A 14,568-nucleotide genomic window follows, 5' to 3' on the forward strand; every position below is an offset into this window, starting at 1 on the left:
CGAAGTGACTGAGTCGTCCCATCCCTCTCTCCTTGAGAGGGGAATGTCAAGCGAAATGAAATGAGCTTGCTGTCCCATCCCTCTCTCTAAACATACCTTGACAAAACCAACTGTTATTTCTATATATGAAAATATGAATAGTTGTTCATATATCAAAAATAAGGCTTTTGCTCATCAAAACCATGAAAAGGCCCTCCCGGCGCAGGATATCCCCCTAGATACCCTTTTTGAACTTTCTGAGTTTTTCAAGTTCTTTGGTGACACGACTCGCATCCGCATTATCCATCTGATGCTTTCGGGCGAAATCTCTGTAAATGATATCGCTGAAAAACTGAATCTGGAACAGTCGGTGGTCAGTCATCAGTTGCGTATTTTGCGTACGGCGAACCTGGTAAAGCCTCGCCGCGAAGGTCGCAAGATGTTCTATTCGCTCGACGACGAACATATCGGTCTTATTTTCAATACAGGTCTCACGCATATTCTGCACAAGAAGGGTAAGTAAAATGTCCGCGCTTGTTGAAATTCTTGAAAAGTTTGTCTGGCAATTTGTCACGCTGTTTTCGGAGATGGCTCCGTTCCTGCTGCTCGGCTTTTTGCTGGCGGGCATTCTGCACGTGTGGGTGCCGAATCATTTTTATGTTCCCAAAATTTCGAAACCGAACTTTAAGTCGGTGCTTTGGTCGGCTTTGTTTGGCATCCCGCTCCCGATTTGCAGCTGCGGTGTGATTCCGACGTCGATTGCGCTCCGTAAAGAGGGTGCAAGCAAGGGCGCGAGTGTGAGCTTCTTGATTTCGACGCCTGCGACGGGCGTGGATTCCATTTTGGCGACGTATTCTCTGCTGGGTGGACCATTTGCGATTTTGCGCCCGGTAGCTGCTTTCATGACGGCGATGCTTGGTGGATTGTTTACGAATGTAGTTACAAAAAATGAACCGGAAACAGGCGTTGCCGTTGTGGGCGAAACGCACGAACATCATGAACATCACCATGAACACGAACATTGTGATTGCGAAGGCGATCATTGCTCATGCAGTCAAGAGGGCCACGATGAACATTCGAAAAAATCCTTTGCCCAAAAGGTTCGGGAAACTCTCGAATACGGCTTCGTGAACATGATTGGCGATGTGAGCAAGTGGCTCATCATTGGACTTCTGCTGGGGGCGCTGATTGCAGCCTTTGTTCCGGACGATTTCTTCTTGTTCCTGCACGAATACCCGCTGCTTTGCATGGTGGTTGTGTTGGTGCTTGCGATGCCGATGTACACCTGCGCGACGGGTTCCATTCCGCTTGCGCTTGCCTTGGTAGAAAAGGGAATTACGCCGGGGGCCGCTCTCGTACTCTTGATGGCAGGCCCTGCAACGAGTATTGCGAGCATGCTCGTGGTAGGAAAGGCTTTTGGTAAGCGTGCTTTGGCCGCATACCTGACCTCCATTGCACTTGGAGCATTGTTCTTCGGGTTCATCATCGATACGTTCTTTATGGATACATTCCTTGCGTCTATGCTTCCTCACGCTTCAGCCGAATGTCACGGCCATGGAGCTTTAGGTGTATTTGATTATATCTGTGCCGTGCTGTTTGCCGTGCTGATTATTTATGCCAAGTTTGCACACAAGGGCTGCGACGGACATTGTGGCTGCGGTTGCGAAAATCACGATTGCTGCTGCGAATGCAGCGACGGTCACGAGCATTGTGAATGCGGCGAGCATGACGAACATCATCACCATGAAGGCGAATGTCATTGCAACGGACATCACCATGAACACGAGGAACCTGTAGTAGTGACGTATCGTGTTCTCGGCATGAGTTGTAGCCACTGTAAGGCTTGCGTCGAAAAGGCGACCTTACGCTTGGACGGAGTTCTTTCCGCAGAAGCGGATGTCGCTAATAAGGAACTCCGCGTGCAATGGCACGGAGACGATGACGTTGATGAAACCGCCCTTAAGAATGCGGTTGAAGAGGCTGGCTTCGAATTTGGCGGAAAAAAGTAGGTGCTATAAACCTATATTTGTCCTATGCAAATTTCCCCGATAGGCAAATTTTACGGTGACGCCGTATACAAATACGATGCTCCTCGACAAGGGCGACTGTTTGCGGGGCATCCTGGCCGTATCGAACTTGCTGCGGGGCAGAATTTCGAAATGGCGTTGCGGGATCTGGAAGGTTTTGAGCGCATCTGGGTGATTTTTCAGTTCCATGAAAACGAGGGCTGGCGTCCGACGACACGCCCGCCCGTTCCTCCCAAGGGAAAAGACCGTGTTGGAACCTTTGCGAGTCGCAGCCCTTACCGTCCGAATCCGATTGGGCTTAGCTGTGTGCGCCTGCTGAAGGTGGAAGGCCTTACGTTATTTGTAGACGAGGCGGACTTGCTTAACGGGACCCCGGTGCTTGATATCAAGCCGTACATCCCGATGGCAGACGCTTTCCCCGATGCCAAAGCGGGCTGGGTCGAAGAACAGGTGGGCGACCTATGGACGGTCGAAATGTCCGATGATTTTTCGGCGCAGCATCGCTGGATTGTAGAACATAGCGATTTCGATCTCGAAAGTTTTGCGCAGGTGCAGCTTTCCCGCGGAAATTTCTCGAAGGATGTGTTCGACAGTTCCCGTCGCCGCTTGACCGTCGACACTTCCGCACATACAGGCGTGCTTGCGTATCGCACTTTCCGTATCCATTTTAGCTACGACGAACCGGCCCGCTGCGTTCTCCTGCAACGCATTGGCAGCGGCTATTCAGCCGAAGATTTAAAGCTCGGTGCCGAAGACAAGTACGGCGACAAGGATCTTCATCGCGCATTTAATTTAAACTTCAAGTAGCCAGCCATCTGGAGCGGGTGATTGAACGAACCGTCTGCCATTTTGGCCTGCAGGGCTTCGTCACTCAGCAGTAGGCTTTCAATTTCTTCGGTGCTGTCGAAATGCGTGCAGCCGTTCTTGACGACATTGTCTATGAAAACGACATGGAATCTGCCGCGGTGCCTGTCCGGATTCACGGGAAAAGAGCCGAGGTAACTGATTGTGTCATTCTGAGCGGAACGAAGTGGAGCCGAAGAATCTAGACCCGTTCGACTTCGCATCTTCGATGCTTCGCTCAGGGTGACACATTGTTTCTCAATGCCATATCCGCTTTCTTCTTGCAATTCCCGCAGAGCGGCCTGTTCCGGAGTTTCGCCCTTGTCAATAATCCCGGCGGGGAATTCTAGGGCGATTTTGCCTGTTCCGTGGCGGTATTGTTCCGTCATGACCCATTCGCCTTTGGAGGTCCGGGCCAAGATCAATACCCAGTCGGGTTGCCATAAAGTGTAAAAGTCGTCAATTACCTTTCCGTTCGGCAATTCGCATTTTTCTTTGGCGACTTTTAGCCATGGGGCGTCTACCAGGTATTCCGTATCCAAGAGTTTCCAGGGTTTCATGCTCTGTAATTTAGAAATTTTTGACTTTTGAATGAAATTTTGTATATTTCTTGGTATGAGCGAGTTAGGATTTTATGCGGAAGTGTGTGTGGGGTGCGCATGTGTCCTGTTGATTCTTTTGTATAGCATCAAAAGACTTCCGACGCCGCAGCTGAAGTTTGGGCTGTTTTCTAAACTCGTTTTTTGGCATATCATCTATTTTTTCAGCGACGCACTTTGGGCTTTGGTCAATGATGGTGTCATTGCTAAAAATTTCATATCGGTTTTGGCGGCAAATTATTCGAATGCCGTTATCATATCAATCCTTTTTTACAGTTGTTTTGTTTTTGCCGAAATTAGTTCTCGGCCAGAAATGACTCGCGTTCAAATTCAAAGTCTTCAGACGAAATTGAGAATTCCGATTGTTATTGAAGCGGTTTTCTTGCTGGTGTCGTTTGTGGCAGTTCCCAAATTCTGGTTGAAAGAAAATCTTGAACCGAATGATCTTTATTACGTTGTTTTGCTGTTCCTTCCTTTTGTGTACATCATGACTCCGACGTTTCGTTGTTTTAGCCGCGTGCTTAAACCACAAAATCGGAAAAATTTGAAGACTTATCTGGTTGTAGCAAGCTATGTTCCGTGCAGTATTGTTGCTGCGTCCTTGCAGGTGTTCTACTCCCTGAATACACCGATATTCTGTTTTGGCTGCACTCTGATTATTTTGTTCGTCTATTTGAATTTGCAGAGCCAACTCATTTCGACGGATTCGCTGACATCCCTTAATAACCGTAACCAGTTGGAGGTTTTTCTGCAGCAGCAAAGCGAACAGAAATCTTATTATGTGGTGATGGTTGATATTGACCACTTTAAGCAAATCAACGACACTTACGGACATATCGAAGGAGATAATGCACTTGTCCTCGTTTCCTCGGCGCTCAAGAAAGCGTGTGATCGCCTGGGAAAGTCGGTGTTTCTCTGCCGTTACGGAGGCGATGAATTCCTGCTGGTGGTTCCGACAGATATGCCTGGATACGCGGTCCGCGAAATTCAGGAATGCCTGCGCGAAGAACTTTCTACCCGTCAGGGACCGCAGTACTATGCAATAGAAGTGAGCATCGGGTATGCCGGTTGGGATGGCCGTGTATCCAGTTTTAAGGATAGCGTTGTTAACGCGGACCAGATGATGTATGTCGAAAAGTGTTCCGCCTAAGCAAACTTTTTGCTAGGATTTGTCAAGGTTCGCTTTATCTTGCGTAGCGAAAGCTCGCTTAACCTTCCAATTTGTTCTTCAGGTAATGCCTTGATGTCCAGGTGAAATACAGGACGTCTGCGATGACGAGTGCTATTCCACAGGCGAGGAATACAGGTTGGTGCATTCCGAAGTGCCCGGCCATTGAGCCGCCTATCAAAATGCCGGTACCGATACCGATGTCCCAACCGCTCAGGTAGGTGCTGTTGGCCGTGCCGCGCTGGTCGTGTCGGGCTAGGTTCACGCACATGGTCTGGTAGCCCGGGAAAATCAGGCCGAGGCTTGTCCCGATCAGGAAAGCGGATATAAAGAAGGTGATGGGCGAGTGGCTGAAGGCGAGGATAAAGTAGGCAATCACGTTCAACGTCATACCGGTGCCCACCAGGTGAATCAAGTAACCGCGGTCGATCAAGCGTCCCGTCATAACGCGGTTCAGAATCAAGCCCGCTGCAATCAAGGCGTAGAACCAGCCGGTGCCGCCAATGCCGAGTTCCTTGGCATAAAGGGCGATGTAGTTGGTAACCGGACCGTAGGCGAATCCTACGAAAATGAAGTTGGCGAACTGCGGAATGGCGCGAGTGAGGAAGAACCGGTCAAGCGAAAGCGGTGCATGCGATTTTTTCTCTTTGCGCGGCACATTCAACGTCTGCACAAGAATCAGGCCGATAACGCACAAAATAATCGAAATCGCAAAGACGATGGTGTCGCCGAACGCCTCGTACAGGAACATGCCGGTCATGGGGCCTGTCGCGAACGCCAGGTTCACGCTGATGCCGAAGTAGCCGATGCCTTCACCGCGGCGGCTTGCGGGCAAGGCGTCGATGGCGACCGTGTTGCTCGCCGTGCTCGAAATTCCGAAGAACAAACCATGCGCAAATCGCACCGCGGCAAGAATCGGCAATATGCCGACCGTCTTGTAGCCTAAGAAACATACGGTAAATCCGAAGAAAGTCCAGAAGTACAAGGGCTTGCGGGAGAGAGTATCTACGAGGAATCCGGCGAAGGGCCTGCAGGCAAGCGCGCCGATTGTATAAAGCGAAATAATGAATCCGGCGGTCGCATTGTCGGTCGCGAATTTTTCGATAATGTAGAGCGGTAAAATCGGCAGCAGCTGGTAAAAGCTGAAGAACAGCAGAAAGTTCGCGGCGGCGACCGTCACGAAATTCCGCGTCCACAGCGCGGGTTTACTTGAGGAGACTTTTTCAGAATATATCATCTTTCGTCTCTCGTCTTTCGTCTGTAGGGTCGAAGGCCCGTTCTAAAATCTATTTCCTCTCCAGCATGACGATGGTTTCCAGGTGCGGGGTGCCGGGGAACAGGTCGAGCGGCTGCACCTCGCGCACGCGGTAGCCGTAGCGTTCCCATTCCTTGAGCGAGGCGGGAATTTCGTCGGTGCCGCAGAACACGTGGCATACGCGGATTGGCTTTCTCATCGCGAGTGCGTGAATCACGCCGGGTTCGCAGCCCTTGCGCGGCGGGTCCAGCAGGATTTTTTCCGGTTCGCCGGGAATAGGACGGGGCAGGCGCATCTGGACGAACATTTCGTCGATTTTACCGGCGATAAAACGGTAGGATTTTTTGAGGTGCTTGGCCGAAGCCTTTGCGCAATCAATCGACGGACCTTCCCATTCCACGCCCAGTACGGACTTGGCGGCTTCTCCCAGGGCAAAGCTGAACAGGCCGTAACCGCAGTACAGGTCCAGGAAATGGTCTTCCTTGCTTAAGCTCAGGAGGCGGCTTGCGGCCTTGATCAAGTTGTGAATCTGGCTTTCGTTAATCTGGCTGAATCCCGTGACGGGATACTTCAGACGGAAGTGTCCCAGGTCCAGGGACATTTCGCGGGGGCCGTAAAGCTGCTTGAAGTTCAGGCCTTCGGTGGGGCGCTTCGATTCCAGGTAGTAATCGGATTCCGTGGTGTCCACATAGGCGTGAGCTGCAGTTACGTTCAGCTCGGATTTTTGAAGAACTTCGGAAATCTGTTTCAGCTTACGTACGATAGTGGCGTCAATCTTCTTGATATTGAAAATCACCACACGGTAGCGGTAGGTGCCGCGAATGATAATCCAGTTCAAGGCGTAAGCCAACGGCTTGTAGGCCGGAGTAATCAGCTTTTCGAACAGCAGGTTGTAAATCTTGTTGTGTTCTTCCGGTTCCAGCATGGAATCCTGGCGGTCGAACTGCAGGTTGCCCGGCTGCATGAACACGCGACGCTTGCTGGTGGTGCGGTATTCACGGGGCATGGGACTTGCGATGACTTTCTGCGGGTTCCCGGCAAGGCGGTTCACTTCCCAGAATTCCTTGATGGCCTGGTTCTTGATTTTCAGTTCGTCCTTGTAGTCGAACATGGCGAGCGATTCGCCGTGGGCGGAGTCGGCTTCTCGGGTGTAGCCCGGAACCTGGAGTGCAATGGCTTGTTCAAAGAACATGGGAACCTCTATTTTTCAATTCCAAATTTAGAAATAAATCACTTGATGGGAATAGCAATTCTTTGCCGATTTTACTTCTACAGGAAAAACCTTAAAATTTGTCTTGCTGTATCGCCCATATAACACTTGACCGAAGATTCGTTCTTGCTGAGAGCGAATCCGACATTTGGGTCGTTGCATTTGTAGCACAGGTTGCAAATCATTGAGTCATCAAGCCAGAATAAAGGCTCGTCATACTTGGAGAATGTTGCTGCGTTGGAATCGTCAATTTCGTAAAGTACGATTTTCTTTTCGTGCGAAGAGAGACTGCCGGGAATGTTTTCAAATACTGCAGAAACCTTAGAACTGTAGCGCTTGGTGGTTTTCTTGATGTCGTCCCGATAAAGGTCTAGAAAATTTTTTTCCACGCCACAAAGCGGTCATAAGCTTTTCTCTGAATTTCCATAAACTTTCCCCTGTTTCTGTAATGCGCAGAGTATTCTAATTTTGATATTTTCCCTTGATGCGTATGCTTGTGAACCAGATGCGAAAATGGTGACCCGTCCTGAAAAAAACTTCAAAATTGGCGCTTTTAAAAAAAAAACTTGACAATGTACTTTTTTTTTACATTTGAGAGCGTATGCTGAAAAAAGAACTTATTAGTCTCGCCTTAAAGTGGCAAGAAAAATTTGGTGTTCCTCCACAGATAATTACTGCTATATCAGAATACGATGCTGCCATGATGGTTGGAATGAGCGAAACGGCGTATTCCGACTATATGCAAACTTTGACCGCGGTAAACAAGGGCTTTGATTTTGAATTTAAAAGAGTCCATTACCAAGTAAAATCGAATCATCCGAGCGGCAAACCGGGAAGTCGAGTCACAATGGTTTCTAAGGTTAAGAATTATGATTGGGATAAGCTGATTTGGATTCTCTATGATGAAAAATACAATATGCAAGAAGCCTGGATTTGGGATAAGAAGGATTATAAAGTGGCTTTTGAAAATAAGAACCGACTTTCTCCTAACGATATGAGAAAAGGAATGTGTCTGTACCCAAAGAAAAATAAAGGAAAGAGATAATTAAGTTGTATGTAGGAATTTGTGCCTTGCTAAAGCAAATGTTTTTTATTGTGTTTCTATTGGGTTTCTTGAGCGTATATGCTCAAGAGGATGATTTGATTGTTCTCGAAGATGACGATCGGAGCGAGACTGATATCGAAAAACTGCTGGATGCCGATCAGAATGAAAAAAATGTTGAAGTGAACGACAATAATGACCGGGTTGTAAAAGATCTATTTGTCGAATCAGAAGTTTATGATACCGTAAAAGTAAAGAACATGTCTCCGTTTTCAGAGACGAATATGCATTGGGGAGGGAGTGTTCACTTGGGGGGCGCTTCGCTAAATGGACTCTATGGTCCCAAGGGGGAGGTGGGTTTTGCCTTTAGCTATTTCTTTTATAAGAAAATGGCTATTCAGTGCGGGCTTGATTTTTATGCGTTGGTATTGCGTGATTTCAAAAATACGGACAAAGTTATATATTCAAAATTCAGCTTATATGACGAAGAATGGGAAAAAGGAATTTCAAAAACAGAGGTTTCCGATTACACAGTTATATTTATGGGATTTTCTTTGCCATTAGCATTACGTATTGGAAACCCTTTGTGGGGCGAATTGGGCATTTTATTTGATTACGTATATAGAGAGACATTTTTCACGTTACAAGAAGAAATTGCAACGGATGTTTATGGAGATCCGTTTAAGCCAGAATGGGTTCTTTATCCGAAATTACTTGTTGGTTTGGGAATCAATAAGCCCATGGACAATTGGTTCTTGGATATGGGACTACAATTTACGTTATGTTTGAAAAAAGTTGAAACGGATTTTGAACAATCTATTTCCCCATTATTATCCATAGAATTTATTTTTAACATCTGGAGAAAAAATGAAAAAGGTAATCCTGTTGTTGATTAGTGTATTTCTGTTGGCAGCTTGCACTACAACGCATCCAAATACTCCTGCTGTGGGTGAGCCTATCCCAGTGGTGTCGCTCAAAATCAAGCAGATGAAGTCTTTATCATATAGTTACAAGTCGGCTAAAGTTGGCTGTAGTGAAATAGAATTTTTGAAAAAATTTGTAGGAAAAAAGGTAAAGACCGATAATGGCACCCTTAATGTTGATAACATAATGGATATTCATATGGATGTATCCTCTTCGCAACAATGGTTTTTGGGAATCAAGGCTGATGAAGAGTTTGAATGTTCCTTCTGGGGATTGGCTGTGGAGTATGAACATTAGACCCGCTATGTTAAAGTGCTTTTGGCTAGCTGTATTCTTTGTATTTTTTGCGTGTGGTGAGCATCCATTAGAATATGTGGATATATCTGGAAGTCGGGAAGAGAAAAAGGCCGCAGATGAAGCAAAAAAGGCTGCAGATGAAGCCGCGCAAAAAACAGAAAAAGAGGCTAAGGAGTCTGCAATAAAAACTGCAGAAGAAACTGCTCGGGCGAGTCTTACCACATTCGTAGATTCTCGGGATGGCCAGGTGTATAAGCAGGTGTCAATAGGCTCTCAGACTTGGATGGCGCAAAATTTGAACTATCTCGCAGAGAGTAGTTTCTGCTACGATAATAATCCTGCCTATTGCACCGAGTATGGTCGTCTTTATACTTGGAGCGCTGCAATGGAGGCATGTCCTAGTGGTTGGCATCTGCCCTCTAGAGATGAATGGGAAACTTTATTCTCTGTAGTTGCATTGAGTGGTTCTAAAGCCGTGCTTTTGTATACGGATTTCTTGAATGATGGACGTTGTCTCGATGATGCTGGGAATGTTTTTGGGGATGGCTCTTGTCCTGATTCTTATGCGTTCTCGGTATTGCCTGCAGGTTTTTTAACCTACGATTTTTTCTATGGCGCGGGTTCTTGTAGCGCTTTCTGGACGGCGACCGAAAGATCTCCAGCATCAGCTGACTTGATTACTTTTGGTCTCGGTTGTGCTTATCATAGCCATAAATCCAATGCTGCTAACTCCGTTCGTTGCCTTAAGAATTAGTTTCATTTGTTGTTAATCCGAATCGCCAGCCCACTCTTGGGCTGGCTTTTTGTATACAGAAAACCACCCGCTAGGCGGGTGGTTCCAGAGAGCCTACGGCTTTACACCCCTGAGGAAAGCAGAAATCCTTTGATTAAATTTGCCAAGCGGTCTGACCACCTGCATAACAAATAACCAAAGGATTTTGCAATGCAAAATAGAAATAATCATACGTTGGCACACACCACCTGGAACTGTAAGTATCACATCGTGTTCGCACCTAAATTCAGGAGAAAAGTTTTTTACGGAGAAAAACGGCTTGAAATAGGAGCGATACTCCGCAAGCTTTGCGGGTGGGTCCCTTTTTTTTCTTAGTATAAAAAATCCGTAGAACTAAAGTCCTAGCTAGGTCTTGTAATACTTTTCGCCAAAAGTCAAAAAGAGTTGAGTTTTGCGGTAAAGTCCGTGCAAAAACGCGTGGAGTCCCAAAGCAGTAGAGTGGAAAGTGAAGTAAAAAGACCCCTCAAAGAGGGGTCTAAGAGCGGCGGACCGGGATCGAACCGGCAACCATTAGCTTGGAAGGCTAAGGCTCTACCATTGAGCTACCGCCGCGAGCAAGTCCAATTATACAAAATTTTGCCCATTTTCAAAGGGGTTCGTTAAAAAGTTCTTGCATTTTTTTGTAAAAAAACTATATTTACCGCCACAATAACCATTTACCTAGAGGTAGCTTAACTTGGCGTTACAAAATCCCCGCGACCGCCGCATGCCGAACAGACAGAGCGACGGAACCCGCATTAACGAAGACATTCGCATTTCCCCGATCCGTCTTGTGAAAGACGATGGCGAGGCCGTCATCATGGATACCAAACAGGCTCTCCAGATGGCCAAGGACGCCGGACTGGACCTGGTGGAAGTGTCTCCCAATGCTAAGCCGCCTGTATGCCGTATCATCAACTACGGCAAGTACAAGTTTGAACAGATCAAGAAGGCCAAGGCCGCAAAGGCCAAGCAGCACGTGGTGAAGCTTAAGGAAATCAAGATGCACCCGAAGACTGCCGAGAACGACTACCAGTACAGGATCAAGCAGGCAGCCGAGTTCTTGCAGGATGGCATGAAGGTCAAGCTTATTATGCAGTTCCGTGGGCGCGAAATGGCGCACATGGACTACGGCAAACGCCTGATGGAGCGCGCTAAAGAAGACTTGCTCCAGTACGGCGACCTGGAAATGGATTCGCGAGTTGAAGGCAATACAATGCTCTCGATTTACGGTCCGAAACGCGGTGCAGGTACTGCCAAAAAGCAGCCCCAGGCACCAAAGCCCGTAACCGAGCCCATGGCAGCAGGTGAGGCTTCAACTTAATAACCTAAAGAGGTAAAAATGCCTAAGATGAAAACACACAGCGGTGCTAAGAAGCGCTTCCGCCTGACTGGCTCCGGCCACGTCAAGTTCAAGCGTGCTGGCATGCGCCACATTCTTGCCAAGATGTCCACGAAGCGTAAGCGTAACCTGCGTAAGGGCGCTCTCGTTAAGAAAGTCGATGTTTACCATGTCAAGCGTCTGCTTGTCGTTGCATAAGGAGTGTAAGAATGCCACGCGCTAAAACCAGAGTTCCTTCCCGCGAACGCCGCAAAAAAATCCTCAAGGCCGCCAAGGGTTTCTATGGCCGTCGCAAGAGCAACCTTCGCCTTGCCATTGACGCCGTAGCCCACGCCGGTCAGTATGCCTACGCTCACCGCCGCGACAAGAAGGGTGACTTCCGCTCTCTGTGGATTGTCCGCCTCAATGCCGCTGTCCGTGAACATGGCATCAGCTACAGCCAGTTCATTTACAAGCTTTCCAAGGCCAACATCCAGATGAACCGCAAGGTTCTCGCCGATATGGCCGTCGCCGATCCGGAAGCATTCGCCAAGGTCGTCGAAGTCGTGAAGGCTGCTTAATTGAACTGAAGCCTAGCTTCATCTTCACGCGAGAAAAAGCACCCTGCTTCTGCAGGGTGTTTTTCGTTATAAGGCATCGGCAAAGGCCATGGTGAGCATTCACGACTTGTATTGACAAGCCGTGAATGCGAGAGTGAGGCGGAGTCGTAGTGCCTAGCAACAATAGAGCCGAACGGTCGTCATATTGCCGTCGCCGATCCGGAAGCATTCGCCAAGGTCGTCGAAGTCGTGAAGGCTGCTTAATTGAACTGAAGCCTAGCTTCATCTTCACGCGAGAAAAAGCACCCTGCTTCTGCAGGGTGTTTTTCGTTATAAGGCATCGGCAAAGGCCATGGTGAGCATTCACGACTTGTATTGACAAGCCGTGAATGCGAGAGTGAGGCGGAGTCGTAGTGCCTAGCAACAATAGAGCCGAACGGTCGTCATATTGCCGTCGCCGATCCGGAAGCATTCGCCAAGGTCGTCGAAACTGTGAAGGCTGCCTAATTGAGCTGAAGCCTAGCTTCATCTTCACGCGAGAAAAAGCACCCTGCTCCAATCGGGCGGGGTGCTTTTTATTTCTGAAAGGGAGTTTTGACGGGGTGTACAGGCTAAAAGAAGTGCTTAGATGGAATTAGCCTGTACGCATTTTTTTTAGTTCAAATTAAAATGTAGACAAACAAAAAAATACAGGCTGAACAGACATATTTGGCCTGTTAGCCTGTACGAAATATATGGAACACTAAGGTTTACAAAAGTTCTGCTTAAACAACTTGCACCAAGAGTCCCTTGAGGTATTGCCCTTCAGGAAATGCCGTATTCACGGGGTGGTCGGCGGGTTGGCCGAAGCGTTCAATGATTTGAACGCGCCGATGGGCATCGGCGGCGGCATCCGCGATAATCTTCTGGAACAAGTCCATTTCCATGAGTCCCGAGCAGCTGAATGTGGCGAGCATGCCGCCTTCGGCCAAGAGCTTCATGGCAAGCAGGTTGATATCCTTATAGCCGCGGGCGCCTTTCTGCAGGTTGTCCTTGCTTTCAACGAACTTCGGCGGATCAAGTACGATGAGGTCGAAGGTCTCGGCCTTGTCGCGGCACTTGCGCAGGTACTGGAACACGTCGGCTTCCACATGAGTTGCGTGGGCGGTGCTGAGTTTGTTACGCATGATGCCTTCCTTGGCGAGCTTGAGCGCGTCTTTGGAAACATCCACCTGGTAAACTTTTTCGCAACCGCCGCGGAGAGCGTAAAGTCCGAAACCGCCGGTATAGCAGAAGCAGTTCAGGACCTTCTTGCCCTTGGAAAGTTCTCCAATGCGGCGGCGGGCATCGCGCTGGTCCAAATAGTAGCCTGTTTTGTGGCCGTTCTTCACATCGATGGGGAAGAGGATTCCGTTTTCGTTGATGATGACGGGGGCGTCGCTCACTTCGCCGTATACGCAACCGGTGCGCAGCTGCAGGCCTTCTTTTTTTCGCACATCGGAATCGCAGCGTTCGTAAATGCCGCGGCAGTGCGTCTTTTCGGCGAGCAGTTCGTAAATCGTTTCGCGGTGGACTTCGGCGCCGGCAGCCAGGATTTCGACAGAATAGATGTCGGCATACTTGTCGATGATGCAGCCTGGGATGCCGTCGTTTTCGGCGTTGATCAGGCGGAATGCCGATTCCTTGTCTTCGATGTCAAAACTGCGGCTCTTGCGTGCGGCGATGGCGTGGTCGAGCAAGTCGCTAAAGAATTCGCGGTCAATGTTCGCCTTTTCGCCGAACGTCCAGAAACGCCCGCGGATCTGAGACTTGGGCGAGTACGCCGCAAGACCCAGAAAATCGCTCTTGTAGCTGTAAACTTCAACGGTGTCGCCCAGTTCCGGGTCGCCGATGACTTCGTCAACGGCTCCGCTAAAAATCCAGGGGTGGTAACGCAATGCGGACTTTTCGCGTCCGGCTTTCAAGGTGATTGCTTTCATGGATTCAAATTTAGAAATAATATAGACTTTTGAAGATGTTCTCTTTTTCTATCTTTAGGCCCATACCTCATTCCCCAAAGCGCCAAAGGCGCGACCTCGTACCTAATATGTTTGAATCGCTTTTTCAAAAGTACCCGTTTTTCCGAGCAGTTCCTTGCGTGCTCTGCATGGCGATTATCTTTAAACTGTCTTCGATGACGATGGACCAGCTAGAAGATTTTCCGCACATCTGGGATAAGCTTGCCCACTTTTGTGAATATGCAACGCTTGCCGGCTGCTACGCCATGCTTTGGACTCGTAACGAATGGTCCAAACGGCAGTGGCTGCGTGTATTGGTCGTGGGCGGACTTGCGCTCCTTTACGGATGTACCGATGAATATCACCAGAGCTTTGTGGAAACTCGCGACAGCAGTGTGTTTGACTTGGTGGCTGACTTGACCGGTGGACTCACGGGCGGCATTGTTTATGCCATCGTCACGCGAATCCTGAATCGCTACGACCCCGTGCCGGAAGAGAAAGTAGACGGTAGGCAGTAGGAAGTTTATAGTGATGAGTGGTTAGGAGTCAGGTCCCTGAGCCTGCCGAAGGGCCACGAATCTGTCATCCTGGAGCG

Annotated in this window: 17 protein-coding genes, 1 tRNA gene and 1 pseudogene; 13 read left to right on the forward strand and 6 right to left on the reverse strand. The window is 48.6% G+C overall.

Annotated features, from left to right (window positions below; translation table 11 throughout):
* Positions 1–133: 133 nt before the first annotated feature.
* Genes Q0P86_RS04505 through tsaA form a run of 3 tightly spaced genes read left to right on the forward strand, consistent with a single transcriptional unit; the run spans position 134 to position 2,813 of the window.
* On the forward strand, positions 134–502 hold the full coding sequence (locus Q0P86_RS04505; RefSeq protein WP_294113149.1) for a helix-turn-helix transcriptional regulator: 369 nt from the start codon (positions 134–136) through the stop codon (positions 500–502).
* Position 503: 1 nt separating this feature from the next.
* Positions 504–1,988 (forward strand): SO_0444 family Cu/Zn efflux transporter, encoded by a 1,485-nt coding sequence (locus Q0P86_RS04510; RefSeq protein ID WP_295037729.1) that lies wholly within the window; start codon positions 504–506, stop codon positions 1,986–1,988.
* Positions 1,989–2,012: 24 nt separating this feature from the next.
* Entirely contained in the window at positions 2,013–2,813 is an 801-nt protein-coding gene (gene tsaA, locus Q0P86_RS04515; RefSeq protein ID WP_290996724.1) for a tRNA (N6-threonylcarbamoyladenosine(37)-N6)-methyltransferase TrmO, read from the forward strand.
* Here the strand turns inward: tsaA and Q0P86_RS04520 are convergent.
* On the reverse strand, positions 2,783–3,409 hold the full coding sequence (locus Q0P86_RS04520; protein ID WP_290996723.1) for an NUDIX hydrolase: 627 nt from the start codon (positions 3,407–3,409) through the stop codon (positions 2,783–2,785). The two genes, tsaA and Q0P86_RS04520, sit on opposite strands and share 31 nt — an antisense overlap.
* Positions 3,410–3,761: 352 nt before the next feature.
* Between Q0P86_RS04520 and Q0P86_RS04525 the strand changes: the two genes are divergently transcribed.
* Positions 3,762–4,598, forward strand: a complete 837-nt coding sequence (locus tag Q0P86_RS04525) for a GGDEF domain-containing protein (RefSeq protein ID WP_295037731.1) — start codon at positions 3,762–3,764, stop codon at positions 4,596–4,598.
* 58 nt (positions 4,599–4,656) lie between these two features.
* Here Q0P86_RS04525 and Q0P86_RS04530 read toward each other — a convergent pair whose 3' ends face one another.
* From Q0P86_RS04530 to Q0P86_RS04540, 3 genes are all read right to left on the reverse strand, one after another.
* Positions 4,657–5,853, reverse strand: a complete 1,197-nt coding sequence (locus Q0P86_RS04530) for an MFS transporter (protein ID WP_295037733.1) — start codon at positions 5,851–5,853, stop codon at positions 4,657–4,659.
* Between the two features lie 49 nt (positions 5,854–5,902).
* Positions 5,903–7,063 (reverse strand): class I SAM-dependent RNA methyltransferase, encoded by a 1,161-nt coding sequence (locus Q0P86_RS04535; RefSeq protein WP_295037735.1) that lies wholly within the window; start codon positions 7,061–7,063, stop codon positions 5,903–5,905.
* Between the two features lie 77 nt (positions 7,064–7,140).
* Positions 7,141–7,470: a hypothetical protein gene (locus Q0P86_RS04540; protein ID WP_295037737.1), complete on the reverse strand. Its 330-nt coding sequence runs from the start codon at positions 7,468–7,470 to the stop codon at positions 7,141–7,143.
* Between the two features lie 212 nt (positions 7,471–7,682).
* Between Q0P86_RS04540 and Q0P86_RS04545 the strand changes: the two genes are divergently transcribed.
* From Q0P86_RS04545 to Q0P86_RS04565, 5 genes and pseudogenes are all read left to right on the forward strand, one after another.
* Complete coding sequence (locus Q0P86_RS04545) at positions 7,683–8,126, forward strand: hypothetical protein (protein WP_291025679.1); 444 nt, start codon at positions 7,683–7,685, stop codon at positions 8,124–8,126.
* A gap of 95 nt (positions 8,127–8,221) precedes the next feature.
* On the forward strand, positions 8,222–9,019 hold the full coding sequence (locus tag Q0P86_RS04550; protein WP_295037739.1) for a hypothetical protein: 798 nt from the start codon (positions 8,222–8,224) through the stop codon (positions 9,017–9,019).
* Complete coding sequence (locus tag Q0P86_RS04555) at positions 8,991–9,344, forward strand: hypothetical protein (RefSeq protein WP_291025676.1); 354 nt, start codon at positions 8,991–8,993, stop codon at positions 9,342–9,344. The genes Q0P86_RS04550 and Q0P86_RS04555 overlap by 29 nt, the downstream gene beginning before the upstream one ends.
* Positions 9,334–10,098 (forward strand): FISUMP domain-containing protein, encoded by a 765-nt coding sequence (locus Q0P86_RS04560; protein ID WP_295037741.1) that lies wholly within the window; start codon positions 9,334–9,336, stop codon positions 10,096–10,098. The genes Q0P86_RS04555 and Q0P86_RS04560 overlap by 11 nt, the downstream gene beginning before the upstream one ends.
* 189 nt (positions 10,099–10,287) lie before the next feature.
* A pseudogene (locus Q0P86_RS04565) lies at positions 10,288–10,434 on the forward strand (transposase); the annotation flags it as partial.
* 183 nt (positions 10,435–10,617) lie between these two features.
* On the opposite strand, the gene Q0P86_RS04570 reads toward Q0P86_RS04565, so the two are convergent.
* A tRNA-Gly gene (locus Q0P86_RS04570) sits at positions 10,618–10,689 on the reverse strand.
* Positions 10,690–10,813: 124 nt separating this feature from the next.
* On the opposite strand from Q0P86_RS04570, the gene infC reads away from it, so the two are divergent.
* Genes infC through rplT form a run of 3 tightly spaced genes read left to right on the forward strand, consistent with a single transcriptional unit; the run spans position 10,814 to position 12,018 of the window.
* Entirely contained in the window at positions 10,814–11,440 is a 627-nt protein-coding gene (infC, locus tag Q0P86_RS04575; protein ID WP_249268781.1) for a translation initiation factor IF-3, read from the forward strand.
* Positions 11,441–11,458: 18 nt separating this feature from the next.
* Positions 11,459–11,656 (forward strand): 50S ribosomal protein L35, encoded by a 198-nt coding sequence (gene rpmI, locus Q0P86_RS04580; RefSeq protein WP_072800243.1) that lies wholly within the window; start codon positions 11,459–11,461, stop codon positions 11,654–11,656.
* 11 nt (positions 11,657–11,667) lie between these two features.
* Positions 11,668–12,018 carry a 50S ribosomal protein L20 gene (rplT, locus tag Q0P86_RS04585; RefSeq protein ID WP_295037743.1) on the forward strand — a complete coding sequence of 117 codons (351 nt, stop codon included), beginning with the start codon at positions 11,668–11,670 and terminating at the stop codon, positions 12,016–12,018.
* A 743-nt stretch (positions 12,019–12,761) separates the two neighbouring features.
* On the opposite strand, the gene Q0P86_RS04590 is transcribed toward rplT, so the two are convergent.
* Positions 12,762–13,955, reverse strand: a complete 1,194-nt coding sequence (locus Q0P86_RS04590) for a class I SAM-dependent methyltransferase (RefSeq protein ID WP_295037745.1) — start codon at positions 13,953–13,955, stop codon at positions 12,762–12,764.
* Positions 13,956–14,062: 107 nt separating this feature from the next.
* Here Q0P86_RS04590 and Q0P86_RS04595 point away from each other — a divergent pair, with 107 nt between their 5' ends.
* A complete protein-coding gene (locus Q0P86_RS04595; RefSeq protein WP_295037747.1) occupies positions 14,063–14,491 on the forward strand; it encodes a VanZ family protein in 429 nt (142 codons plus the stop codon).
* Positions 14,492–14,568 lie beyond the last annotated feature (77 nt).

The sequence above is a fragment of the uncultured Fibrobacter sp. genome (assembly GCF_946062555.1).
Classification (GTDB): domain Bacteria; phylum Fibrobacterota; class Fibrobacteria; order Fibrobacterales; family Fibrobacteraceae; genus Fibrobacter.